The organism is Paractinoplanes atraurantiacus, from assembly GCF_900215205.1.
Classification (GTDB): domain Bacteria; phylum Actinomycetota; class Actinomycetes; order Mycobacteriales; family Micromonosporaceae; genus Actinoplanes; species Actinoplanes atraurantiacus.
The window spans coordinates 135,237-159,237 of record NZ_OBDY01000004.1 but is presented as its reverse complement, the minus strand read 5'-3'; the positions used below and the strand labels follow the sequence as shown (position 1 = coordinate 159,237).

Here is a 24,001-nt window from a genome sequence, read left to right as displayed (position 1 = left end):
GTGGGCGTGGCCACCGCACTTGTCATCGAGAACGATCCGACGGACGATCCGCGCCGGCTGGGGGAGTGGCTGACCGAGGCCGGCCTCGAGCTCACCGTGCTGCGCCCGCACGCCGGTGACCAGCTGCCGGACGACCTCGACGGGTATCTGGCCCTGGTCGTCCTCGGCGGCGACCAGAACGCGTACCCCGACTCCGGGGGCTCTCCCGGCGCGCCCTGGTTCCCGGCCCTCGAGGGGCTGCTGCGCAAGGCCGTGCGGCATCGCGTGCCCACCCTCGGCGTCTGCCTCGGCGGCCAACTGCTCGCCTCCGCGCACGGCGGCCTGGTCGAGCGCAGCACCGCCGGCCCCGAGATCGGCCCCGGCCTGGTCGGTAAGCGCGACGCGGCCGACACCGACCCGCTGTTCAAGTGGGTGCCGCTGCTGCCCGACGTGATCCAGTGGCACCGCGACGAGATCACCGAGCTGCCGCTCAGGGCCGTCCTGCTCGCCGCCTCCAGCCGCTACCCGCATCAGGCGTTCCGTCTCGGCGACCGCGCCTGGGGCGTGCAGTTCCACATCGAGTGCGACGCCGCGATGATCGAGCAGTGGGCGGCCAGCGACCGCGAGAGCATCGACGAGCTCGGCTACGACGCCGAGGCCGTCGTTTACGCCACGGCCCAGATCCTGGCCGACGTCGAGGAGGTCTGGCAGCCGTTCGCGGCCCGGTTCGCCTCACTGGCCCTGGGCACGCTGCCCGACGCCGACATACCGAACCCGGGCACCGGCCGCACCCTCCCGCTGCTGGGGCAGTAAGTGACCAGGCCCAGCCGGCTCGCCCGGTACGGCTTCGCCGACGACGGGGTGCGCGCGGCCGACCTGGTCGGCCCGAGCGGCCTGCGCCTGTGGGACACCGAGGCGCAGGCGCCGGCCGGCCCCGAGGCGGCCGAGCTGCTCACCGCGCTGTCCCGCGCCGCCGACCCGACCCTGGCCCTGCGCCAGCTGCACCGGCTGGTCGAGGCGGCCGGGCGGGCCGCGGCCCGGGGCAACGGCGGCCCGGTCACCGGTCCCGGCGGCGAGATCGCCACCAACGAGGCGACCGACGCGATCCTGCGAGGACTGACCCAGGACGCCGGCCTGCGCCGCCGCATGATCGCGGTGCTGGGCGCGTCGTCCGCGCTGGGCGACCACCTGGTGGCCAACCCGGACGACTGGCGGGTGCTGGCCACCGGCAAGACCGGCATGCCGCCGAACGCCGAGGGTGGCCTCGAGGTCGACGGCGTTCCCAGCATTCCCGAGCTGCGCCGGGCCTACCGGGTCTCGCTGCTGCGGATCGCCGCCGCCGACCTGACCGGCGGGCGCGGGCTCGAGCCGACCATGGCGGCCCTGTCACGCCTCGCCGACGAGACGCTCGGGGCCGCGTACGCCATCGCGGTCGCCGGGGTGAAAACGGAGCCCCGCCTGGCGGTCGTCGCGATGGGCAAGTGCGGCGGCAACGAGCTCAACTACGTGTCCGACGTGGACGTCATCTTCGTGGCCGACAGCGACGAGGACCTGAGCGCCGGCACCACGATCGCGGCCCGGCTCATCGAGATCTGCGGACAGGTCGCCTGGCCGGTCGACGCGGCGCTGCGCCCCGAGGGCAGCCGCGGCCCGCTGGTCCGCACGCTGGCCAGCCACCAGGCGTACTACCGGCGCTGGGCCCGCACGTGGGAGTTCCAGGCCCTGCTCAAGGCCCGACCGGCCGCCGGCGACCTGGCCCTCGGCCAGCAGTGGATCGACGACCTGGCCCCGCTGGTGTGGCAGGCGGCCGAGCGGCCCGAGGCGGTGGCCGACGTCCGCGACATGCGCCGCAAGATCATCGAGAACGTGCCGGCCAACCAGATGGAACGCGAGATCAAGCGCGGGCCGGGCGGGCTGCGCGACATCGAGTTCGCCGTGCAGCTGCTCCAGCTCGTGCACGGCCGCGTCGACGAGACGCTGCGCTCCGGCGGCACGCTGCCGGCCCTGCGCGCGCTGGTCGCCGGCGGCTACGTCGGCCGCGAGGACGGCGAGACCCTGCTGCGCGGCTACCGCTTCCTGCGCGGCGTGGAACACCGACTTCAACTGCAACAATTGAGACGTACGCACACCGTGCCCGACGATCCGGAAGGGCTCCGCTGGCTCGCGGCCGCCCTCGGATATACGGCCATGCCCGGCCGCGACGCGGTCGGCGCGTTCCGCTCGGACTGGGTCGGCCACGCCGCCCAGGTGCGCCGCCTGCACGTCAAGCTGCTCTACCAACCGCTGCTGGAGGCGGTGGCCCGGGTGCCGGCCGAGGCGCTGCGGATGACCACCGAGTCGGCCGGCCGCCGGCTCAAGACCCTCGGCTTCGCCGACCCGGCCGGCGCCCTGCGCCACCTGCAGGCGCTCACCGGCGGTGTCACCCGCACCTCGGCCATCCAGCGCCACCTGCTGCCGATGCTGCTCCAGGAGTTCGCCGACGCCCCCGAGCCCGACCGCGGCCTGCTCAACTACCGGACCGTCTCCGACAAGCTCGGCAGCACACCGTGGTATCTGCGGCTGCTGCGCGACGGCGGCCCGGTCGCCCTGCGGCTGGCCCGGATCCTCGGCCTGTCCCGTTATGCGACCGACCTGCTCACCCGCGACCCCGAGGCGCTGCGGCTGCTGGCCGACGACGCCGAGCTGCAGCCCCGCAAGCGCGAGTCGCTGATCGACGGCTTCGCCGCGGCCGCCGAACGGCACGCCGGCGACCCGGTCAAGGCCATCGCCGCCATCCGGGCCCTGCGCCGCCGCGAGCTGTTCCGGCTGGCCTGCGCCGACATCCTGAGCCGGGCCGGCGAGCTGGCCCCGGCCCAGCCGCTGGACGTCAACGCGATCGGCATCGCGCTCTCCGACGTCACCGACGCCACCCTCAACGCGGCCCTGTCCGTGGCCCGCCGGGCCAAGCCGGGCCCGCCCGGCATGCGCTTCGCCATCATCGGGATGGGCCGGCTCGGCGGCTACGAGATGAGCTACCCGTCCGACGCCGACGTGCTGTTCGTCTACGACGGCGCCGACAACGGATCCGCCGCCCTGGCCATCGCCGAGGAGCTGCGCCGGTCGCTGAGCGCGCCCGCGCCCGACCCCGAGCTGGGCATCGACGCCGACCTTCGGCCCGAGGGCAGGCAGGGTCCTCTGGTCCGCAGCCTGGCCGCCTACCAGCAGTACTACGCCCGCTGGTCGAAGGTGTGGGAGGCGCAGGCGCTGCTGCGGGCCCGTTTCGTCTGCGGCGACGAGACTCTCGGCCGCGAGTTCGAGACGCTGGCCGACCCTATCCGCTACCCCGACGGCGGGCTCACCCGCGAGCAGGTGGTGGAGATCCGGCGCATCAAGGCCCGGGTCGAGGTGGAGCGCCTGCCGCGCAACGCCGACCCGCATACACACACCAAGCTCGGCCGCGGTGGTCTGTCCGACGTGGAGTGGGCGGTGCAACTACTGCAATTGCTTCACGCGTACGCGGTCACGGACCTCAAGCGAACGAGGACCCTGGACGCCCTGGCCGCGGCGGTGAAGGCGAAACTGGTCGACAAGGTCGACGCGGCGGCGATGACGGCCGGCTGGACCCTGGCCGCCCAGGTGCGCAACGCCCTGACCCTGGTGCGGGGCCGCCCGACCGACCAGCTGCCCCGGCACGGCGTCGAACTGGCCGGCACGGTGCAGCTGCTCGGCGGCGGCGACCCGGGCGAGTTCGTCGACCGCTACCTGCGCCTGACCCGCCGCTCCCGGGCCGCCATGGAACGGGTCCTCGACTCTTGACCCGCGCGCTGGTTCCCCGGCTCCCGGTCGCGCCCGGCGTCTACCGCTTCCGGGACGAGCGGGGCCACGTGCTCTACATCGGACGGGCCACCGAGCTGCGCTACCGCGTCGGCTCGTACTGGACCGACCTGGGAAAACGCCGCCACCTGGCCCGCATGGTTCCGCAGATCACCCGGATCGAGGCGCTGACCTGCGACTCGGTGCACGAGGCGGCCTGGCTCGAACGCAACCTGCTGGAACGGTCCAAGCCGCGCTGGAACCGGATCCGCGGCGGCATGGAGGTGCCGTTCTGCATCCGGCTCGCCGACTTCACGGTGCAGGCGGCGCATTGGCCGCCGGCCGCTTCCGGCGGTCTGGTCTTCGGACCTTATTTAGGGGGTACGCAGGCACGGCTGGCCGTCTCGGCGCTGGAGCGGGTGATGCCGCTGCGGTACACGGGTGACCGGCTGGGCGGTTCGCAGCGCGACATGGCGGCGATCCGCGGGGTCGGCGCGGGCGACCGGGACCGCTTCGTCGAGCTGATCACGGCGGTCCTGCGGCGCGAGCCGGCCGCGGTCGCGCAGCTGAGGTCCCGGCTGGTGGAGCTGCGGGACCGGGCCTCGGAGCGGCTGGGCTTCGAGCTGGCGGCCCGGATCCAGCAGGAGATCGAGGCGGTCGACTGGGTCGTGGCCGAGCAGAAGGTGACGACGCTGGTGCCGGGCGGCGACGCCGAGGCGTACGGCTGGGCCGACGGGGTATTGGTTCGTTTCCAGATTCGCAGTGGTCGCTTGAGTGGCTGGGAGCAGCGCAAATGCTCCCGGGCGGCGGCGGAGCCGCATCTGGCGCGGACCCCGGCCCAGTGGCGCGACTTCGCCGGCCGCAACGCGGAATTGGCCACCCGATTGGTCGCGGAGAGTGTTCGACCTGGTTCCTAGGGGTATGTACGTTCCATGATTTTCAGCCTGATTCGCCGTTTCGTCATCATGGCCGTCGCGATCCCCCTCGCCGCCGCCGGCTTCCGCAAGCTGAGCGACCGGCTGGAGGCCCGCAAGGGCCCGACCCGCACCACCCGCTACATGCGCCAGGGCGCCGACTTGCTGGCCGGCTTCGGCCGCCAGCCCCAGAAGAAGCGCCGCCGCTTCGCCTGGTAATCCACGGTCCACCCTTCCGCCGCCCGCCGCCCGCCGCCCGCCGCCCGCCGCCCGCCGCCCGCCGCCCGCCGCCCGCCCCAGGCCCGGCGGCGGGGTCCGGCCTACGCCGCGAGCAACAAATCTGGCCTGCGCTGCGGGGTGGCGGGGTCCGGTCTGCGCTGCGGGCGGCGGGGTCCGGCCTACGCTGCGCACAGCGAGTTCGGCCCTTTTCACCGCGCGGTTCGGCTTGATCTACGCGCGAGTGATTTGGCCTGCGCCATCTACGCGGCGCAAAGGGGCCTTCCCTCCCGCAGCGGGCTGCAGGCGGCCTGCGCGGTGCTGCGTTCGCTTGGCTTCGGTCCTGACGAGGGCTGCGTCTACTCGGCCTCACCCCGGTCCGATGTCGGATTTATCCGGCGCTGAGCCTCCGCTGCTGCCGCGGCGGCGGGGGTGATGCCTTTGCGTTCGGCGGTCTCGAAGATGGCGGTCAAGGTGGTGGCTATGCCGTTCAGGCGGGCTGTCACCTGGGCCGGCGTTTCGTGGTGCAGCTCGACGGCGGTGGCGCGCAGGACGCCGCCGGCGCTGACGATGTAGTCGGGTGCCCAGAGGATGCCCCGCGCGTGCAGGAGGTCGGCGGTGGACGGGGCGTCCAACTGGTTGTTGGCCGGGCCGGCGATGGCAGTGCAGCGCAGGGCCGGGACTACGGCCGGGGTCAGCAGGCCGCCCAGCGCGGCCGGGACGAGGACGTCGACCTCGGCGGTCAGGCACTCGTCCGGGGTGGCCCAGGTGGCGCCCAGCTCGGCGGCCACCTCGCGCCGAGCCGGGTCGATGTCGCTGACCACAAGCTTGGCGCCCGCCTCCGCAAGCAATCGCGCTACGCGCTTGCCCACATGCCCAAGCCCGAGCACCGCGAAGCTTCGCCCGGCCAGCGTGCTTTCCGCGACGCTCCGCCCGGCCAGCGTGCCCTCTGCGGCGCTCTGCCCGGCCAGCGTGCTTTCCGCGGCGCTCCGCCCGGCCAGCGTGCGCCCTGCGGCGCCGGGCAGCCCGCTGTTTGCGACATTTCGGGCGGGAGGCGTTGTATTGATGGCGCTTTGGCCGGACAGGATGGCGCAGACGGCGCGGAGGGCCGCCACGGTTCCGAGGGCGGTGGCGGGGGACGAGTCGCCGCTGCCGCCGGAGTCGGCGGGGCGGCAGAAGACGTGGCTGGTGCGTTCGGCGATGGTGAGCATGTCGGCGGGGCCGGTGCCCACGTCCGGACCCGTCGCGTAGAGGCCGTTCAGCTCCTCGATCACTGTGCCTACGTCGTGCAGGGCGGCTGTGCGGTCGAAGGAACTCGACGTGACCACCACTGTCTTGCCGCCGCCGTGGGGCATGCCGGCCAGGGCGCACTTCTCGGACATCGCGGCGGACAGGCGGAGGGCGTCCTCCAAGCCGTCGCGCCAATCCGGGTACTCCTTCATCCGGCAGCCGCCCAGGGCCTGGCCCAGGGCTGTCGAATGGACGGCGACGATGATCGGCAGGCCGGACTCCGGGCCGCGGCGGATCAGCACGCGCTCGTGCGGGAACATCGCTTCCTCCGTACACATCAATCGGTCTTTGCCGCGAAAGCTAGACGCCTGGCCGGGTCCAGCGCAGACTTGCCGAACGAAGTTCGGTGGAAGCGGGGAAGTAGGGCGCGGTGGACGACATTGATTCGGCGATCGTGCGGGAGTTGCAGCACAACGCACGGCTGACCAACCGCGACCTGGCCCGGCTGGTCGGTGTGGCGCCCTCGACCTGCCTGGAGCGCGTGCGGCTGCTGCGTGACCGGGGCGTGCTGACCGGCTATCACGCGGAGGTCGACCTGGGCGCGCTCAACCGGCACGTCCAGGCCTTCCTGCACCTTCAGGTCCGGCCGATGAGCCGCGACGTGATCGAGGGCGTCAAGGCGTACGTCACCGGGTTGCCCGAGGTTTTGTCGGTTTTTGTGGTGGCGGGCGGCGACGATCTGCTCGTGCACGTGGCGGTGCCCAGCGTCGACGCCCTCCACTCCTTCCTGATGGACAAGTTCAGCCAGCGGCGGGAGATCGTGGGCTTTCGCAGTTCGGTGATCTACCAGCACACACGGAACCGGGTGCTCGGGCCGCTATAGCGCCAGTGTCGGCCAGTCGGATAAATCGGATAAGAGCTGACGGTCGTGTGTCGCTACGATCACCGCCGCCGGCGTGGCCCGCAGAGCCTCGGTCAACTCGTCGACCAGGGCCGCCGACAGGTGGTTCGTGGGCTCGTCGAAGATCAGCAGGTCGGGCCGGGCGGCCAGGTGGGCGGCGAGGTCGAGGCGGCGCTGCTGGCCCAGCGACAGCCGGTCGACGGGGGTGCGCAGCGCCTCGGCGTCGAGCAGGCCGAAATGCTCCCGCGGCGCCTGCACGGCCGAGACCTCCTGCTCGACGAAGGCGATCCGGTGGGAACGCCGCACGGTGCCGGCCGTGGGTTCGAGCTTGCCGGCCAGCAGGGCCAGCAGCGTCGACTTCCCGGCGCCGTTCGGCCCGGTCACCAGCAACCGATCACCCCCATCGACACTCACGCTGACCGGGTGGTTGAGGCGATTATTGAGTTGTACGCCGTGAGCCCGCACCAAAGGCAAGCCGGGCCGCACCGCAAGCTCGGGAAACCGGAGAACCGGCGGCGGTGCGGGGGCGGTGACGCGGTGCGCGTCGAGGGCTTCCCGCTCCCGGTTGAGGGCCTGCACGACACCCGGGGCGCGGGTCTGGCGCTGATGCCGGCCGGTGCCCTTGGGTGGGCGCCAGCCGGTGCTGAGCCGGTCACGGGCCTTGTCGACAGCGGTGCTGAGCCGCTGGTGCTCGGCCTGCTGCTCCTCGAAGGCCTGCTCCCACCGCCGCCGGTCACGCCGGCGCCCGTCCTGCCAGCCGTCGTAGCCGCCGGCGTACACCCGGGGCAGCCCGTCCTCGGTGGGGTCGAGATCGAGGAACTCGTGGGCCACGTCCCGCAGCAGCGCCCGATCGTGGCTGACCAGCGCGAACCCGCCGCTGTGCTCCCGCAGCCGCGCGGTGAGGAAGTCGAGCCCGGCGGCGTCCAGGTGGTTGGTCGGCTCGTCCAGCAGGAGCAGGTCGTAGCGGGCCCCGAGCAGGCAGGCGAGCCGCACCCGATAGCGCTGCCCGACGGAGAGGGTGCGAAGCTCCCGTCCCCGGTCGGTGCAGGCCCCGAGAGCTTCGAGCGCCACATCGACCCGCCGCTCGGCATCCCACGCGTCCAGCCGCGTGGCGAGCTCGAGCGCGGCGGCGTAGCGGTCTTCGGCGCTCTCACCTTCGGCCCGGATCGAGCTGCCTGGGTGGGCGGCGCTGCCTGCGTGGGCCGCGTCGTGGGGGCTGCCCTCGCGGTCGGCTTGGCCGCCACTCTCGGTCGCGGCCAGATCGTGGGTGGCCCGGTCGAGGGCGGCCAGGGCGGCGTGGGCGTCGCGCAGGGCTTCGCCGGTGAGGGTGCCTACGGTCAGGCCCGGGCCGGCGGGAAGTGCCTGGTCGGCCAGGCCGGCGCTGCCGGCGCGGTGAACGCGGCCCTCGTCGGGCGTGAGGAGACCGGCGAGAACGCGCAGGAGGGTCGTCTTGCCGCGGCCGTTCTCGCCGACGATCGCCAGGCGGGACCGCGCGGAGACGGTGAGGGAGACCTTGGTGAGGACCCGCCGGGCGCCGAGGGTGACGCTGACGTTCTCGGCGCGCAGGTGGGCGTGGTCGCCGGCGAGTTGGTCGCCGGACGGGGAAGGCGTGAAGGTGCGAACAGACACAGGGAAGCTCCGCAGCTCGGAAAGGGAGCCGGGGCAGCGTCGAACGGCCGCTCCGGCCGGGAACCGGGACGGCGGCGACAGAAGAAGGAGGTGCGCCGCCGTCAGCGGCGGGTGCGCAACCTCATGAACGCGATGCCTGTGTGCATGGCGGCAAGGTTATCGAGCGCCGGGCGCGGAAGCATCCGAATTTACGCCGGCGAGGCCGTTGGAGCGCGAGGTGCGGGGCGCGCTTCAGCTGGTCAGTGTGTAGCGGCCTGGTGTGGGGATGTGGACGCGGACCCAGTCGCCGTCGCGGTCGACCACGGCGCCGTTCGAGGCGGTGAGCCAGCGGGAGAAGCGGACGCGGAGAACCACGTCGCCGACGACGGGCGCGTCGAAGGTGATCGCGCCGGCGGTCTGGGTGACCAGGGTGGCGGGGGCGCCTACGAGCGGGCGGGCGTCGCTCACCGCGTACAGACGCCAATGGTCTCCGCTCCAGACCTGCGTCAGATAGGGGAGGCCGCCCGCGATCAGCGCCGCCTCGGGCCGGCCCGACCAGGTCAGCTCGGCGTCGGGGACGGCCACGAACTGCACCGCCAGCTCGTCGAGCCAGGCGCGGTAGGTGTCGGCGGTGAGCGGAACCCCCGTACCCGATGTGCCGGGAATGTCGGTGAAAAACAGGGGGTTGCGGGCGATGTCGGCTTGGCGCAGCCAGCCCCGGGCCAGCGGGACGTCGCCCATGTGGGCGGCCTCCCAGTAGTCCCGCGTCGAAGGGATCTCGACCCGTCCGGTCAGCTTCTCCTGAGCGAGCCGGTCGAGCAGGGGGGTGAAGTAGCTCCGCTCGGCCGTGGGGTTGCCCATGTCCCGGATGTCGCCGGTCACGACGGGTGGCTGCCACCAGCAGGCCACCGCCAGAAGGAGCGCGACGGCCCACAGCGGCATGGCCCGCGCGGACGCAGCCCAGGGCGCGGCCGGTTCGGCGAGGGCTGGGGGCGCTGTCGGCCGGCGGGCGGGGTGCCAGGGCCACGTCGCGTAGGCGGCCAGGAGCGGCAGGGTGAACATCACGGCGAGGCGGGTCGCGTTGAGGCCCACGGGAGTGTGGATCAGGGCGGATGTGAGCACGCCGGCCGCCGACAGCAACGCGGCCACGCGCACCGGGCGGCGCGGGACGAAGAGGGCCACGGCCAGGCTCGCCACCACGGCCCGGAAGGTGTCGGTGCGGCTGATGTTCATCCAGCCGCCATCCCCGAAGAACAGAGACAGGGCCGCCAAGGGGATCGCGGCCGGCACAGCGATCAGAAGCCCGCGCGCGACCGGGCCGTACGCCGTGGTTCTCTCTTGCTCTTCACCCGCGCTGGACGTCGGCGGCTGGAGGCGGCCGCTCACGGCCAGGGCCACCCCGGCCAGGCCCAGGAACAGGCCGGCCACCGGGCTGGTGGCTCCGGCCAGCAAGGCGGGGATCGCGGCCAGCCACGCTCGACGGCGAGTCACCAGGACCAGGGCGGCAAGTCCGAAAAATACCCCGAGTCCGTACGTGACCCGGCCGCTGGCCAGATTTCCCGCGATGCAGACGGTGCCGGCCAGAGCGCCCAGCCAGGGGCGAGGCGCCTTGGTGTCGCGCAGCAGCACGGCGAACAGGACGGAGGCGCCGACGAGAGACAGGGCGCCGGTCAGGCGTACACCCAATAAAGCCATGACCGGCTGAGAGACCAGGCTGTAGCCCAGTTGGTCGACGCCGGCGTACCACCGCAGGTCGATCGGGGTGTAGCCGTGATCGGCGAAGAACTCGGCCCGGGCGACCTGGGCGGCCAGATCGGAGCCCATCGGGGGCAGCAGCAGATAGACGGCACCCAGCACCGCCGCGACCACGGCGGTGACCCACTCCAGCCGGTGCCGAGCCCACACGCGCCCGACCCTACCCGGCGTCGCAGCGAGTCACGGTAGGGTGCTCGCCATGCCCCGCCCCACCGCCGTCCGATATGTGGGCCTGGCAGGAAGTCTGCTGCTGGCGGTGGCCGCCTGGCTCGGCGGCGCCAGCAGCCCGTGGGAGCCCACAGTGACGCCGCGCACGATTTTCGCCGGCGAGAACGGCGTCGCGCTCCCGCTCGCCTGGCTGCTCGGCACGCTCCTGATCATCGGCGCGTGGGTGGTCGGTGTCCGCCTGGCGCCGACGGCACGGTGGGCGTACGTCACGGCGGCCCTGTGGGCGGTTCCGCTGCTGCCGTTTCTTCCGCTCGGGAGCTATGACGCTTTCTCGTACGCCTGTCAGGGCTGGCAGCAATCGGCGGGCCTGGACCCGTACGCGGGCGGGGTGACCGACCTCGGCTGCCCGTGGGCTACGGCCGTGGCGCCTACGTGGTTGTCGTCGCCCGCCCCGTACGGGCCGGTGTTCCTGCTGTTGGCGGGCTTGGCGGTCAAGGTGGGGGGCTCGCTGACCGGCACCCTGGCGGCGTTGAGGGTCATTGCTCTGCTCGGCGTGGTGCTGATCGCGCTGTGCCTGCCGACGTTGGCGCGGCACTCGGGCGTACCTCTCGGTCGTGCCGTGTGGTTGACGCTGGCCTGCCCGCTGATTCCGATCCATCTGATCTCGGGGGCCCACAACGACGCGGTGATGGTCGGCTTCGTGGTGGCGGGGCTGGCTGTGGCGCTGGGCAGTCGCCTGACGTGGGCGGCGGGGCTGCTGCTCGGGTTGGCGATCGGGGTGAAGGCTACTGCGGTTGTGGTGGTGCCGTTCGCCTTCTGGTTGGCGCTGCGATCGCGTACATCCGGGTACCTGCGGGCCGGGGCTGAGCTCGTGGCCGGGGTGCTGGTGGCGCTGGCCGCGGCGTCCCTGATCTCCGGGCGGGGCTTCGGCTGGATCACCGGCCTGGCCGGCAGCGGCGCCTCCGTTCAATGGACCTCGCCCGCCACCGCCATCGGCATGACCATCGACCTCTTCGGCCCTGACGCCGTCCCCGTCACCCGGGTCGTCGGCATCGCCGTCCTGGCCGTCGTCCTCGTCCTGCTCTGGTGGCGCGCCCGCCTCCGCGACCCTCTGCTCTACACCGGCTACGCCCTCGCCGCGACGGTCCTTCTCTCGCCCGTCTTCCATCCTTGGTACGCCGTCTGGGCGCTCCCCGTCCTGGCCGCCTCCCTGCACGACCACCTGCGCTGGCTGGTCGTCCCCTGCGCCGTCGCCGCCGCCCTCTGTCTGCCCGACGGCTACAACCTGGCCCTCGCCGTGAAGGCCCAGGGCGCGATCCTCATGACGGCCTTCGTAATCTATTTAGCGTGGAAAGCACTACATGAAGCGAAAAATCGGAATAGTCGCGGTCCTGGCGCTGATCGCGCTGTTCATCGTCTACCTGGCTGAGACGCGCAACGGGTACTTTGACTCGAAGGTCTACTACGGCGCGATCCAGTACTGGTTCCGCGGCGACGGCGGCATGGTCTACGACTGGCTGCGCCCCGGAACCCCGTACGGCTTCACCTATCCGCCCTTCGCCGGGCTGGTGATGGCGCCGATGGCGTTCCTGCCGTTCGGCGCCGTCGTCGTGATCGCCGTGATCGCCACCGTGCTGACCACCGCGCTGCTCACCTGGTGGTTCGTGTCGCCGCTGATCAAGCGCAAGGGCTGGACCGTCTGGTTCGCCTTCGCGATCGCCGTGTGCCTGGCCATCGCCTTCGAGCCGGTGCGCGAGACGATCACCTTCGGGCAGGTCAACACGCTGCTGCTCACGCTGGTCGCCGGTGACCTGCTGCTCGGCCTGGCCAAGGGCCGCAGGTGGGCCGGCGTCGGCATCGGCCTGGCCACCGCGATCAAGCTGACCCCGGGCGTCTTCATCCTCTACCTGCTGATCACCCGCCGGTGGCGCGCGGCGATCACCGCCTCCGGCACCGCCGCCGGCGTGACCCTCGTGGCCGCCGCGGTCTTCCCGGACGAGTCCCGCGAGTTCTGGACCTCCGCCCTGTGGGACACCAACCGGGTCGGTGTCCTCTCGTTCCTGTCCAACCAGTCCGAGCGTGGCTTCCTGGCCCGGCTGCCCATCGACCAGGCCGAGTCCAAGGTCTGGCTCGTCTGCGTACTCCTGACCCTCGCCGGTTGGGCCTGGCGGGTCCGCCAGGAGCCGGACGACATCATGGGCGGGCTCGCCCTGACCGGCGTCCTCGGGTGCCTGATCAGCCCGGTCACCTGGATCCACCACTGCGTCTGGCTCATTCCGGCCATCGTGCGCTGCGTCGACGCCGGACTGTCCGGAACGGACAAGCGGCCCCTGTGGCTCGGCGGGGCCGCGTACATCATCATGACCTCGCGGTTGACCTGGCTGTGGGAGAAGAGGCCGCGGCCGCCGCTGGAGCTGATCGGCGGCAACTTCTATGTCTGGTTCAGCCTGGCCCTGCTGATCTGGACACCCATCGGCACCCGTCGTTCGCTTCCCGTCCACGAAGAGGACAAGATCGTCGCGTAGCCAGAGAGCATGTCCAAACGCTCGGCAATCGCTCTCCTGGGTGTAGCGGCTGTGGCCGCCATAAATGTCACGCCCGCGTCCGCGCACGGCCCGAAGACGGAGTTCCAGCGCCTCGCCACGTTCCCCGCGTATCTGAACTCGTCGATCGACGACACGGCCGCCGCGGAGATCTCCACGGTGACCGAGGACGGCCGTACGGTCGTCTACACCGACAGCCCCGGCAAGCGCCTCGGCTTCGTCGACATCACCAACCCGTCCCGGCCGAAGCCGAAGGGCACCCTGGCCGTCGGGGGCGAGCCCACCTCGGTGGCGCACCTCGGCCACCTGCTGCTGGCCGGCGTGAACACCCGGGCCAGCTTTACCGACCCGTCCGGCAAGCTCGTCGTCATCGACGACCGCAGCCGCAAGGTGGTGCGCGAGCTCGACCTGGGCGGCCAGCCCGACTCGGTCGCCGTCGCGCCGAGCGGCCGCTACATCGCCGTCGCGATCGAAAACGAGCGCGACGAGGACGTCAACGACGGCCAGCTCCCGCAGCTGCCCGCCGGCTACCTCGTGGTGATCGACACCAGAACGTGGAAACTCACCAAGCTCGCGCTCGCGGGCGTCGACCCCGAGCCCGAGTACGTCAGCATCAACTCCCGCGACGAGGCCGTGCTCTCGTTGCAGGAGAACAATGAGATCGCGATCGTCTCGCTGGCCACCAAGAAGGTCCTCCGCCAGTTCGACGCCGGCCAGGTCACCGTCTCCGAGGTGGACACCAAGGACGACGACAACATCACGCTGGACGGCACGATCACCGCCAAGCGTGAGCCCGACGGCGTCGCCTGGATCTCCGACGACTACTTCGCCTCGGCCAACGAGGGCGACTACGAGGGCGGCAGCCGCGGCTGGACGATCTTCTCCCGCGACGGCAGGGTCGTCTGGGACGCCGGCAACACGCTCGAGCACATCGCGGTCGAGCACGGCCTCTACCCGGACAAGCGCTCGGACGCCAAGGGGATCGAGCCCGAGAACGTGGCCTTCGCCCGCATCAACGGCACCCCGTACGTCTTCGTCAACGCCGAGCGCGGCAACTTCACCGCGGTGTACGACGTGTCGAACCCGCGCAAGCCGAAATTCCAGCAGCTCCTGCCGACCTCGAACGGCCCCGAGGGCGTCGTCGCGGTGCCGTCCCGCGGCCTGGTGATCATCTCCAGCGAGGAGGAGATCCCCGACGCGAACATCCGCGGCTCACTGAACATCTACGGGGTCGGCAAGGCGGGCTTCCCGTCCATCGTGTCGAAGAACGAGATCCCGTTCGGCACGCTGTCGGCCCTCTCCGCGGTCCCCGGCACGCGGGACAAGCTGGTCTCGGTGACCGACTCGGCGTACACCCCGACCCGGATCTTGACTCTCTCGGTCTCTGAGAGTCCCGCCAAGATCACCAAGCAGCTCACGGTGACGAAGAACAACGAGCCGATTGGGTACGACGCGGAGGGCATCGCCGCACGCAAGAACGGCGGCTACTGGCTGGGCGTCGAAGGCTCGTCCTCAACGCCGAACCTGCTCGTGCGCCTGGACGCGCGTGGCGCCGTACAGCAGGAGATCCCGCTGCCCGCCGACATCGCCGCCGCCGTGACCACAAACGGCTTCGAGGGCGTGGCCGAGACCAACGGCGCGGTGTGGGTGGCCATCCAGCGCCCGCTGAAAACAGACCCCACTAATGTCGTACGCATCGGCCGGTACGACCTGGTCAAGTCCACCTGGTCGTGGCTGGCCTACCCGCTCGACGCGGCCCCGCTGGGCTGGACCGGCCTCTCCGAGCTGGTGGCGGTCGACAGCAACACGTTCGCGGTGATCGAGCGCGACAACCAGAGGGGCCCGCAGGCCGCCATCAAGAAGGTCTACAAGTTCGACGTCCCGGCGACGTGGACGGGCGTCCCCACGGTGAAGAAGAAGCTGGTCAAGGATCTGCTGCCGGCTTTGAAGGCCGACAACGGCTGGGTGCAGGACAAGGTCGAGGGCTTGGCCATCACCGGCAACGGCCAGGCCTACGCGGTAACCGACAACGACGCCCTCGACGACGCGACTGGCGAAACGGTCTTCCTGCGTCTGGGCCGCCTGTTCTGATCGAGGCCCGCGAAGCGGTGGTCATGCCCGGCACATGGCCGGCGTGGCCGCCGCTTCAGCTTTCCGGCCGCCCCGCCAATTTATAGGCGTAGGCCAGGTTGTCGCGCGAGATCAACGTGCTCGGGTGGTCCTCGCCCAGCAACCTCCGCCGGTCGGCCAGCACACTTTCGAACTCGCGGATCGCTTCTTCCAGTCGTCCCGCTGCCTGGTAGGCACTGGCGAGGTTGTTCCGCGCGCTCAGCGTGTTGGGGTGGTCCTCGCCCATCCACTGCCGGCTGTCTGCCAGCACGCTTTCGAGTCCGCGGATCGCTTCTTCCAGTCGTCCCGCTGCATGGTGGGTGCCGGCGAGGTTGATCCGGGCGATCAGCGTGGTGGGATGTTCCTCGCCCAGCAAACGCCGACTTTCGGTCAGCACGCTTTCGAATTCGCGGATTGCTTCTTCCAGTCGTCCCGCCGTTCGGTAGGCGCCGGCGAGGTTGTTCCACAAGGTCAGCGTGTCCGGATGTTCCTCGCCCAGCAAACGCCGACTATCGGCCAGCGCGCTTTCGAATTCGGGGATTGCTTCTCTCAGCCGTCCCGCTGCCTGGTAGGTGCTGGCGAGATTGCTCCGGCAGATCAGCGTGTCGAGGTGTTCCTGACCCCGCAACCGCCGGCTCTGGGCCAGTACGCTTTCGAACTCGCGGATTGCTTCCTCCAGCCGTCCGGCCTCCCGGTAGGCGCTGGCGCGATTGGCCCGGGACACCATTGTGGTGCGGTGCTCGTCGCCTGCGATCCGCAGCCTGTGGGCCAGTACCAGTTCGAATTGGTCGATCGCTGCTTTTGTCTGGCCTTGCAACTGCCGGTAGGTGGCCGCTCGATCACCGACGCGGAGGATGAGCTGGTTTTGGTGTTCGCTGGAAAGGCCGGCGATGAGAGCGTCGATGTGGGGGAGCAGAGTGCTCCATCGTGGCCATCCGCGCACATTGTTGATGGGATCGTTCGGGAGCGCCCTGGCCAGCAGCTCAGTTGCGTGTAGCTGCGCGGCCTCGGCGGCCTTCTCCTGGCTCTGCCGGGTTACAGCCTGGACGAGCCGGTGCACGCTCACCATGCCGTCGACCTGGTTGAGCATGCTGTAGGACGCCAGGAGGGCCAGGGCGTCATCGATGTCCGCGGGGTCGTCGGCGAGCGGAGCCAAAACCTCGTCGGGCAGGTCGTCGGGTGCCAGCCAGGCCAGCACGTCCATCATCTGGCCGGCGAGGGGGCTCTTCCCGGTGATGGTGGACATGGTCAACGTCCACACCAGGGAGACGGCACGGTCGTCTTTCCCGCCGAAGCCGCTGGCCGACGCGACGCGCGCGAACTGGCTGCTCAGGAGCGTGCGATAGTCGTCGAAGCTCATCCGGGCGTGCTGGCTGACATAGGCGGCGGCCTGCTCCAGCGCCAGCGGCAGATCTCCCAGGTCTTCCGCCAGCCGGTCGGCGCCCTCGCGGTCTTCGGCGCGGCCGGTCAGCCGGGTCAGCAGGTCGATCGAGGCGGGCCGGGACAGCACGCCGAGCCGGAACGGGGTCAGCCCGAGCGTCGCCCAGCGGGCCGCGCCCAGGTCGCGGCGGGTGGTCACGAGGATCTGGCCGTTGGTGCCGACGACGCCCAGCAGGTCGGCGATGTCGTTGACGTCCTCGACGTTGTCGAGCACCAGCAACCAGCCCGTGTTGGCCTGCAGCCACCCCAGCGCCCACGCCTGCGCGTCGGCCAGCGTGGCCACCGGGTGCAGTCGGCGGGTCAGTGCGGCCAGCCCCAGGTTCAGGTTCTCGATGTTGTCGGCGGTGATCCACCAGACCAGCGAGTACCGCGACAGATACTCACGGGCGTAGTGGTTGACCAGCTCGCTCTTGCCGATGCCGCCCAGCCCGTGCACCGCGCCGGCCTGGCCGACCACCACGCCCACGTCGTCGCCGCCGAGCTGGTCGGCGAGCACCCGTAGGTCGCGACCGAGGAACACCGCCGACTGGCGCGGCAAGTTGTGGACCACCACGCCTGGGCCCGCCGACTGCGGCGGTGGCAACCTGTGGGCGTACACACCAATGTTGGTCTGGGTGTTGCCCGAACCGACCTGGACACCCTGGCCGCCGGTGACGTCGACCTCGTAGCCGCCGGAGCTCACGCCGGCGACGTGAACGTGTTCGTCTGCGTGTTGCCCGACCCGATCTGTACGCCTTGGCTGCCGGTGACGGTCACCTTGTACCGGTCCGTGCCGACCCCAGCCTCACCTAGGATCTGCGACAAGTCCTGCAGCAGTTGCGGATCTTGCGACAAGGCCTTCACCAACTGCGCCCGCAATACCGCCACCGACGCCTCGTCCTCCGGCGACTCGGCGACCTCCACCACCGCCGCCTGGATCTGCTCGCCGCGACCGGAGGTGAACAGGCGGCGCAGCAACCGCCGGCCCACTCCCACCGTGGCGTCCGCCCCGGCGTCGGCGGCCGCGTCGGTCACCTTCTGCACCACGGCGCCCCCGTACACGCCGGCCGCGGCCGACACGAACGGAATCACGTCCTGCACCAGCACTCCAAGATCAGCCACAGGTGATCAGCTCCTCGCGCAACGTCACCACACGGTTTATCAGCATGAGGCAACCCGACGGCCACCTCATCCACCGAGCGGATGACACATTCCGTGAGTGGAACGGGCCTATGGCTTCACGGCGCGGGTCGCGAAGTAGCCGGGCAGCCAGCCCGCGGTGGCGTCCGAGTGGTGTGGCGCCTCCTCGAAGCCGGTGATGACGAAGCCGGCGGCCAGTTGGCCGCCGAGCTGGTCGGTCATGGTGTGGCTGTACTCCAGCGGAGCGTCGGCGCCGAAGAGCCGTTCGCGTTCTTCGGCCGGTACGTGTGTGAGGTCGCTGTACGGCAGCTTGTGCCGGACCAGCAGCTCGCCGCGCTCGTCCAGGGCCTCGTGGTCGAACAGGTAGTTGTCCGGGTTGAGGAAGCCACACAGGAGCGTGCCGCCCGGCCGCAGCACCCGGAAGGACTCGCGCCACACCGGGGCGAGCTCGGGGACGAACAGGTTCGAGACCGGGTTGAAGACCAGGTCGAACGAGCCGTCGGCGAACGCGGACAGGTCGCGCATGTCGCCGAGCACCGTGCGCAGCGGCAGGTTGTCGCGCTGGGCGACCAGCTCGTCCTGTTCGAGCTGGCGCGGCGAGTTGTCCAGCACGGTGACCCGGGCCCCGGCCGCGGCGAGCGTCGGCCCCTGCTGGCCGCCGCCGGAGGCCAGGCACAGCACGTCCGCGCCGGCCAGGTCGGCGGGGAACCAGGAACGGTCCACGGGCCGGTATCCGATGAGGACGACCGACCAGTCACCGGCCCGCGCCTTGGCGACGGTCTCGGCGGAGATCGGCCGCGACCACTCGTTGCCCTGGTCGACCTGCCGGTCCCAGGCCACACGGTTGTGCGCCACCGGATCAACATTCATCCGCTCAGTCGGAGTTGGGCCAGATGAGGATGCCGGGGCCGTCGGGGGTCTCGACCGGGATCCAGGCCTCGTCCACATCCGGGAGGCGGGACTCGTCGAGGGTCAAGGGCTTCGGCTCCTCGCTGCGGCCGTCGTCGGACGCCCAGTAGGAGACCTCGCCGATGACGCGGCGCAAATGGTCCAGTTCCTCGTCGGGCCAGCGGTAATTCCAGGTGCCGACGCTGTCCAGGTGAACCTCGAAGATCTCGCGGAGCTCGTCGAGGGCGCTGAACGCGGCCAGCGGGACCAGGAAGCCCTCCTGGCGGCCCTGGCGGCACGCCGTGCCGCCGTACTGGTGGTGGTAGACGACTCCGGTGGGGGCGGCGACGAGCACGCACAGGCCGGCCAGGCCGTCCGGGTCGAGGGAGACGTGCCGGGGGGCGGTCACCGGCGGGAGAAGAGGTCGCGGATCACCGGAAGATTCTCTTGCGTGATCGGCGGGTAGCGCCACCCCACCAGGGAAGAATCGGGGGATGCAGACATTCCTGCCTTACCCGGACTTCGTCGCGTCGGCCGAGGCGCTCGATCAGAAGCGGCTGGGCAAGCAGCGGGTGGAGACCATTCAGGTGCTGCGGGGGCTGACGGTCGAGGGGTACGGATGGCGCCACCACCCGGCGGTGAAGATGTGGCGGGGGTACGCGGAAGGGCTGGTCCGCTACGGCCTCGACATGTGCGCCGTCTGGACCGCCACGGGACGCCCCGACACCTGCGCAGCGACCCTGGTGGCCGATCTCGGGCTGGGCCGTCCCGTACGTACGCAAAAAGAATTGGCCGTTGAAAAAGAACTTCCCCCGTGGCTCGGTGACGAAGACGTGCACCGGAGCCACCAGTCGGCGCTGCTGCGCAAGGATCCGGATTTCTATCGCCCGCTGTTCGGCCCGGACGTGCCGGATGATCTCCCATACGTGTGGCCGGTAGGTTGAACGCGTGACCGAGCGGGAGATCCTGACCTGGGACGACTTCGGGCGGGCGGGGCGCGCCCTGGCCCAGCAGATCGCCGATGACGGCTGGCGCCCGAGCCTGATCCTGGCCGTGGCGCGAGGTGGGCTGTTCGCGGCGGGCTCGATCAGTTACGCCCTCGACGTGAAGAACCTGCACGTGGTCAACGTCGAGTTCTACACGGGCGTCGACGAGCGCCTGGACACCCCGGTCATGCTGGGACCGGAGCCCAGCGTCGCCGACATGACCGGCGCCCACGTGCTGATCGTCGACGACGTCGCCGACACCGGCGAGACCATCAAACTGGTCCGCGACTTCTGCACGGCCCACGCCGCCGAGGTGCGCACCGCGGTCATCTACGAAAAGCCACACACCATCATCAATTGCGAGTACGTGTGGAAGCGCACCGACAAGTGGATCAACTTCCCCTGGTCGAGTCTCACCTGACACCACCGATTTGCCAGAGCGGGCAGAATCGTACGGGTGGAGATCGCGGTTCTCGGGCCGTTGGAGCTGCGCGCCGACGGTGGGGAGACCGTGCCGGTCGCGGGCGCTCGTCTCCGTACCCTCCTGCTGCTCCTCGCCCTCGACGCCGGCCGCGTCGTCTCGGCCGAGCGGCTGATCGACGGGGTCTGGGCCGATGATCCGCCCGCGGCGGCCGGGAACGCTCTCCAGGCCCTCGTGTCGCGGCTGCGCCGGGCGGGACTGGCGGTAGAGGCCATGAACGGCGGATATCGGCTGGCCATCGAGGCGGACCGGGTCGACGCCCACCTGTTCACCCGGCTCGCTCCCGTCGACCCGTCAGCCGCCCTCGAGCTGTGGCGGGGCGAACTCGACTTCCCCGACGTCGCGCGCGCCGAGGCCGTCCGATTGGAACAGTTGCGGGACACCGCGCGGCGGCAATGGCTCGCGGCCGAGATCGGAACCCGGGACACCGTGCCCGAGTTGGAGGGGCTGGTCGCGGCCCATCCGCTCGACGAACGCCTGGCGGCACTGCTCATGCGGGCTTTGCGAGCGGGCGGCAATCCGGGACGGGCGCTGGAAGTCTTCGAGCAGGTCCGCCGCTCGCTGGCCGAGACGCTCGGCGCCGATCCTTCGGCCGAGCTCACCGAGCTGCACATGTCGCTGCTGCGGGATGAGCCCGCACCGGCCCGCGGCAATCTGCCGGCCGAGGTGAGCAGCTTCGTCGGCCGGGAGCAGGAGATCACGTACCTGCTAAATGAAATTCGCACGAATCGCCTCGTCATCCTCCTCGGTCCGGGCGGAAGTGGAAAGACTCGCCTTTCGGTCGAAGTCGGCGCCAAGGTGCCGGGTGAGGTGTGGCGGGTCGAGCTGGCCCCGGTCACCGACCCGGCCGAGGTGCCGCAGGCCGTGCTCAACACGCTGGTGCCGCGCGGCCAGCCCATCCTCGACGTGCCCGGACGGGTGCCGCTCGGTGAGACCCTCGATCGGCTGATCAGCGCGGTCGCCGGCCGCGAGATGCTGATCATCCTGGACAACTGCGAGCATCTGATCGCCGCCGCCGCGCAGGTCGCCGACGCTCTGCTGCGCGCGGCGCCGGGCGTCCGCCTGCTCACGACGAGCCGCGAGCCGCTGGGCATTCCGGGCGAAAGGCTCTGCCCGGTCGAGCCTCTGGCTCTCCCGCCGGTGGGTGCGGCGGCGGCGATCGCTTCCGGCTTTCCGGCCGTACGCCTTCTGCTCGACCGCGCCGCCGGCTTCACCCTGACCGAGGAGAACGTCGAAGCGGTCGTACGGATCTGCCGCGCCCTCGACGGCATGCCGCTCGCCATCGAGCTGGCCGCGGCCCGGCTGCGTACCCTCCCGGTATCGGTCCTGGCCGACCGCCTGGCCGACCGTTTCCGCCTGCTGACCGGCGGCAGCCTGCTGTTGCCCCGGCATCAGACACTGCGGGCGGTGGTCGACTGGAGCTGGGACCTGATCGACGAGCCGTCGCGCCGCCTGTGGCGCCGGTTCGCGCTGTTCTCCGGCGGCGCCGACGCGGACGCGGTCGAGCGGGTGTGCGACACCGACCTGGAGGTGCTGGGCGGCTTGGTGGACAAGTCGCTGATGGTGCTGGGCCCGGACGGCCGCTATCGGATGCTGGAGACGATTCGGGAGTACGGCCTGGAGCAGCTGGCCCTGGCCGGCGAGACGGAGTCGCAGCGGCTGGCCCTGGCGGCCTGGCTGATCGAGCTGGCCGGCGAGGCCGACCCGCAACTGCGCGCGGCCGACCAGCTGGTGTGGCTGCGCCGCCTGGCGGCGGAACACGACAACCTGCACGCGGCCGTACGGGCGGCGATCGAGGCCGGTGACACGGTGACCGGCGCCGCGCTGGTCGCCCGGCTCGGCTGGTACTGGTGGCTGAGCGGCCACCGGTCGGAGGGCGCGGTGCTGGCGGCCGGCGTCTCGGCGCTGCCACCCGACGGGGTGGACCGCGACGAGCTGGCGCTGGTCCACACGTACGCGGCGATCAACGGCCTCGAGGGCGCGCTGCCGCTGGAACGGGTGGAGGAGGAGTTCCGCCGGGCCCGCGACACGGGCGCCCACAGCCAGGCGGCGCATCCGGCCCTGCGCATGATCGGCCCCCTGTCGGTGATGTTCGACGACCGCAACGACCCCGAGGCCGGCTTCCGCATGACGGAGCCCCTGTTCCACGACCCCGACCCGTGGCTGCGGGCGGTGGCCAAGATGATGACGTCGCAGCTGCGCCTCAACTTCGGCCAGAGCCCCGAGGTCGCCGAACGCGAGATGCGCGAGGCCCTGGCCGGCTTCCGCGCGATCGGTGAACGCTGGGGCATCGGCTTCACCTTGAGCTCCTTGGGCGACATGGCAGCGTCCGCGGGCGACTTCGCCCAGGCCGTCATCTGGCAGCGTGAGGCGATAGCCCTGGTCAGCGAGGTGGGCGTACGCGAGGATCTGCCCCAGATGGAGGTGAAGCTGGCCCACCAGCTGTGGCTGGCCGGCGAGGCGGCCGAGGCCCGCACAGTCCTGAAAAAGGCCAAGGCGGCAGCCGACGAGATCAACCTCCCCGAGGTGAACGCCTCGGTGGCCTACGGAAGCGCCACGTTCGCCCGCATGGAGGGCGACTTGGAGGAGGCCCGCCGAAGCATGGAGGCGGCCGTACGCCTGATGCGCCACCCAGCCGCAGTGCCCCAGTTCCGAGCCATAACGATGAGCACACAGGGCTTGGTAGACGCGGCCTCAGGCGACCTGGGAGCAGCCCGCACCTGCCACGAGGAGGCGATGGAGGCCGCGATGTCCTCCCGAGACTCACCGGTGATCGCGGTGGTCCTGGTAGGAATAGCCGACTTGGTCCTCCGAGAGGGCAACCCCGCAAAGGCAGCTTTCCTGCTGGGCGCCGCCGACGCCGTACGAGGCTCAAAGGACAAGGCCGTCCCCGACGTGGACCGCATAACCGCGGAGGCCCGCGCCGCTCTGGGCTCCTCTGCCTTCGACGAGGCCTACACCCGAGCCGCCACCGTGACCGCGGCGACCGCCGCCGCAGCCGCCGACATGGACGTCTGAGCCCGGCGCCGGGTGGTCAGACGAAGATGTTGATGAGAATGCCGATAGGGATCGACACACCGACGCCGTAAACAAAGAACCGGATCTGATCTTTGCGGCTGGACTCGCGCATGCCGTCGAGCGCGGACTGCAGCTCTTGGAGCCGGACGCGCAAATCGTCCCGCTCGTGTTCCAGGCCTGCCCGCAGCTCGTCATGGGCCGACTCGATCGTTGTCCTGAGGAGACGCCGGACCGCCTCGGCCTCCTCCTCGCGCATCGCCGCGAGCTGACGGTTCTGCTCCTCCTCGGCGCGAAGACGCTCGACCGCGGCAAGCTTCGTATCCACTTCGGCCTGCAATTCGGCGATCAATCTCTGCGACTCGCTCAGAGCTCCGGTGATACGGGCGATCCGTTCCACCGCCGGCTCGTCGAGTTGCTCACGGAGCCGGTCCCACGTGCGCTGCCCTGCTTCCGCAGCCGGAAGTTTCTCGAGCGCCGAGGAGACGGCCGATTGCGCCCGTATACGGGCTTGATCTTCGCGGCCGCTACTGACCCAGCCCATGTACGCAAGAAGCAGCGAAGCAATGGAAATAGCGGTTGAGATGACGACATTGAGCACATCAACCACGTCGGCTGCCTCTCCGCACCGGCTCGTCAGCAACCGGCAGAGGATACGCGACGTCAACCGAGGCGGGGTCGCACACCATCGCACGCTGCCCGCCGGAGGCGCTCGGAGGGCTGGGCGTCCCGTTCAGACATGTCTACGCGGGACGCTCAACGAGTACGCGCACGAGTGGCCGGACGGGTCGACTGGGCCCGCTCGTGATTGATGGGACGTCTGGCGAACGTAAAACGGCGGCCACCCCGGCTGTGAG

Annotated in this window: 19 protein-coding genes; 11 read left to right on the top strand and 8 right to left on the bottom strand. The window is 70.9% G+C overall.

Features of this window, described 5'->3' with window-relative positions; all coding sequences use genetic code 11:
- Positions 1-6 precede the first annotated feature (6 nt).
- The 4 genes from CRP55_RS12595 to CRP55_RS12580 are packed head-to-tail and all read left to right on the top strand — an operon-like array spanning position 7 to position 4,904.
- Positions 7-792 (top strand): type 1 glutamine amidotransferase, encoded by a 786-nt coding sequence (locus CRP55_RS12595; protein WP_097320338.1) that lies wholly within the window; start codon positions 7-9, stop codon positions 790-792.
- Positions 793-3,774 (top strand): bifunctional [glutamine synthetase] adenylyltransferase/[glutamine synthetase]-adenylyl-L-tyrosine phosphorylase, encoded by a 2,982-nt coding sequence (locus CRP55_RS12590; protein WP_097320047.1) that lies wholly within the window; start codon positions 793-795, stop codon positions 3,772-3,774.
- Positions 3,771-4,688 (top strand): GIY-YIG nuclease family protein, encoded by a 918-nt coding sequence (locus CRP55_RS12585; RefSeq protein ID WP_097320046.1) that lies wholly within the window; start codon positions 3,771-3,773, stop codon positions 4,686-4,688. Before CRP55_RS12590 ends, CRP55_RS12585 begins: the two co-directional genes overlap by 4 nt.
- Positions 4,689-4,703: 15 nt before the next feature.
- Positions 4,704-4,904: a hypothetical protein gene (locus CRP55_RS12580; protein ID WP_097320045.1), complete on the top strand. Its 201-nt coding sequence runs from the start codon at positions 4,704-4,706 to the stop codon at positions 4,902-4,904.
- Positions 4,905-5,260: 356 nt separating this feature from the next.
- On the opposite strand, the gene CRP55_RS12575 is transcribed toward CRP55_RS12580, so the two are convergent.
- Entirely contained in the window at positions 5,261-6,451 is a 1,191-nt protein-coding gene (locus CRP55_RS12575) for a Glu/Leu/Phe/Val dehydrogenase dimerization domain-containing protein (RefSeq protein WP_097320044.1), read from the bottom strand.
- Between the two features lie 110 nt (positions 6,452-6,561).
- Here CRP55_RS12575 and CRP55_RS12570 point away from each other — a divergent pair, with 110 nt between their 5' ends.
- Complete coding sequence (locus tag CRP55_RS12570) at positions 6,562-7,014, top strand: Lrp/AsnC family transcriptional regulator (protein ID WP_097320043.1); 453 nt, start codon at positions 6,562-6,564, stop codon at positions 7,012-7,014.
- On the opposite strand, the gene CRP55_RS12565 is transcribed toward CRP55_RS12570, so the two are convergent.
- Positions 7,009-8,661, bottom strand: coding sequence for an ATP-binding cassette domain-containing protein (locus CRP55_RS12565; RefSeq protein ID WP_097320042.1), 1,653 nt, complete (start codon positions 8,659-8,661; stop codon positions 7,009-7,011). The genes CRP55_RS12570 and CRP55_RS12565 overlap by 6 nt on opposite strands.
- 231 nt (positions 8,662-8,892) lie before the next feature.
- Positions 8,893-10,545, bottom strand: coding sequence for a hypothetical protein (locus CRP55_RS12560; protein ID WP_097320041.1), 1,653 nt, complete (start codon positions 10,543-10,545; stop codon positions 8,893-8,895).
- A 49-nt stretch (positions 10,546-10,594) separates the two neighbouring features.
- Between CRP55_RS12560 and mptB the strand changes: the two genes are divergently transcribed.
- Genes mptB through CRP55_RS12545 form a run of 3 tightly spaced genes read left to right on the top strand, consistent with a single transcriptional unit; the run spans position 10,595 to position 15,197 of the window.
- Entirely contained in the window at positions 10,595-11,992 is a 1,398-nt protein-coding gene (gene mptB / locus CRP55_RS12555; RefSeq protein ID WP_097320337.1) for a polyprenol phosphomannose-dependent alpha 1,6 mannosyltransferase MptB, read from the top strand.
- Entirely contained in the window at positions 11,925-13,088 is a 1,164-nt protein-coding gene (locus CRP55_RS12550) for a glycosyltransferase family 87 protein (protein ID WP_097320040.1), read from the top strand. The genes mptB and CRP55_RS12550 overlap by 68 nt, the downstream gene beginning before the upstream one ends.
- Positions 13,089-13,097: 9 nt before the next feature.
- The gene (locus tag CRP55_RS12545; protein ID WP_097320039.1) at positions 13,098-15,197 is read left to right on the top strand and encodes an esterase-like activity of phytase family protein; all 2,100 of its coding nucleotides are present in this window, start codon (positions 13,098-13,100) and stop codon (positions 15,195-15,197) included.
- 55 nt (positions 15,198-15,252) lie between these two features.
- On the opposite strand, the gene CRP55_RS12540 is transcribed toward CRP55_RS12545, so the two are convergent.
- The 4 genes from CRP55_RS12540 to CRP55_RS12525 all read right to left on the bottom strand — a co-directional run bounded on the left by CRP55_RS12540 (position 15,253) and on the right by CRP55_RS12525 (position 19,071).
- Positions 15,253-17,337, bottom strand: a complete 2,085-nt coding sequence (locus CRP55_RS12540; RefSeq protein ID WP_097320038.1) for a tetratricopeptide repeat protein — start codon at positions 17,335-17,337, stop codon at positions 15,253-15,255.
- Positions 17,334-17,756 carry an RIP homotypic interaction motif-containing protein gene (locus CRP55_RS12535; protein ID WP_245922950.1) on the bottom strand — a complete coding sequence of 141 codons (423 nt, stop codon included), beginning with the start codon at positions 17,754-17,756 and terminating at the stop codon, positions 17,334-17,336. Before CRP55_RS12535 ends, CRP55_RS12540 begins: the two co-directional genes overlap by 4 nt.
- Before the next feature lie 108 nt (positions 17,757-17,864).
- Positions 17,865-18,629, bottom strand: a complete 765-nt coding sequence (locus CRP55_RS12530) for a class I SAM-dependent methyltransferase (protein ID WP_245922949.1) — start codon at positions 18,627-18,629, stop codon at positions 17,865-17,867.
- Positions 18,630-18,648: 19 nt separating this feature from the next.
- The gene (locus CRP55_RS12525; protein WP_097320035.1) at positions 18,649-19,071 is read right to left on the bottom strand and encodes a DUF6210 family protein; all 423 of its coding nucleotides are present in this window, start codon (positions 19,069-19,071) and stop codon (positions 18,649-18,651) included.
- A gap of 85 nt (positions 19,072-19,156) precedes the next feature.
- Between CRP55_RS12525 and CRP55_RS12520 the strand changes: the two genes are divergently transcribed.
- From CRP55_RS12520 to CRP55_RS12510, 3 genes are read left to right on the top strand one after another with little or no spacing between them, the layout of a single operon-like run.
- Complete coding sequence (locus CRP55_RS12520; protein WP_097320034.1) at positions 19,157-19,606, top strand: MSMEG_6728 family protein; 450 nt, start codon at positions 19,157-19,159, stop codon at positions 19,604-19,606.
- Between the two features lie 4 nt (positions 19,607-19,610).
- Positions 19,611-20,069 carry a phosphoribosyltransferase gene (locus tag CRP55_RS12515; protein ID WP_097320033.1) on the top strand — a complete coding sequence of 153 codons (459 nt, stop codon included), beginning with the start codon at positions 19,611-19,613 and terminating at the stop codon, positions 20,067-20,069.
- A 36-nt stretch (positions 20,070-20,105) separates the two neighbouring features.
- The gene (locus tag CRP55_RS12510; RefSeq protein WP_097320032.1) at positions 20,106-23,147 is read left to right on the top strand and encodes an AfsR/SARP family transcriptional regulator; all 3,042 of its coding nucleotides are present in this window, start codon (positions 20,106-20,108) and stop codon (positions 23,145-23,147) included.
- Positions 23,148-23,163: 16 nt separating this feature from the next.
- Here CRP55_RS12510 and CRP55_RS12505 read toward each other — a convergent pair whose 3' ends face one another.
- Positions 23,164-23,754 carry a coiled-coil domain-containing protein gene (locus tag CRP55_RS12505; RefSeq protein ID WP_097320031.1) on the bottom strand — a complete coding sequence of 197 codons (591 nt, stop codon included), beginning with the start codon at positions 23,752-23,754 and terminating at the stop codon, positions 23,164-23,166.
- Between the last annotated feature and the right edge of the window lie 247 nt (positions 23,755-24,001).

Bases quoted from the DNA above. Each gene is read 5' to 3' on its own strand.
- CRP55_RS12520 (WP_097320034.1), top strand. From the start codon at position 19,157: ATGCAGACATTCCTGCCTTACCCGGACTTCGTCGCGTCGGCCGAGGCG.
- CRP55_RS12550 (WP_097320040.1), top strand. From the start codon at position 11,925: ATGAAGCGAAAAATCGGAATAGTCGCGGTCCTGGCGCTGATCGCGCTG.
- CRP55_RS12545 (WP_097320039.1), top strand. From the start codon at position 13,098: ATGTCCAAACGCTCGGCAATCGCTCTCCTGGGTGTAGCGGCTGTGGCC.
- CRP55_RS12580 (WP_097320045.1), top strand. From the start codon at position 4,704: ATGATTTTCAGCCTGATTCGCCGTTTCGTCATCATGGCCGTCGCGATC.
- mptB (WP_097320337.1), top strand. From the start codon at position 10,595: ATGCCCCGCCCCACCGCCGTCCGATATGTGGGCCTGGCAGGAAGTCTG.
- CRP55_RS12575 (WP_097320044.1), bottom strand. From the start codon at position 6,451: ATGTTCCCGCACGAGCGCGTGCTGATCCGCCGCGGCCCGGAGTCCGGC.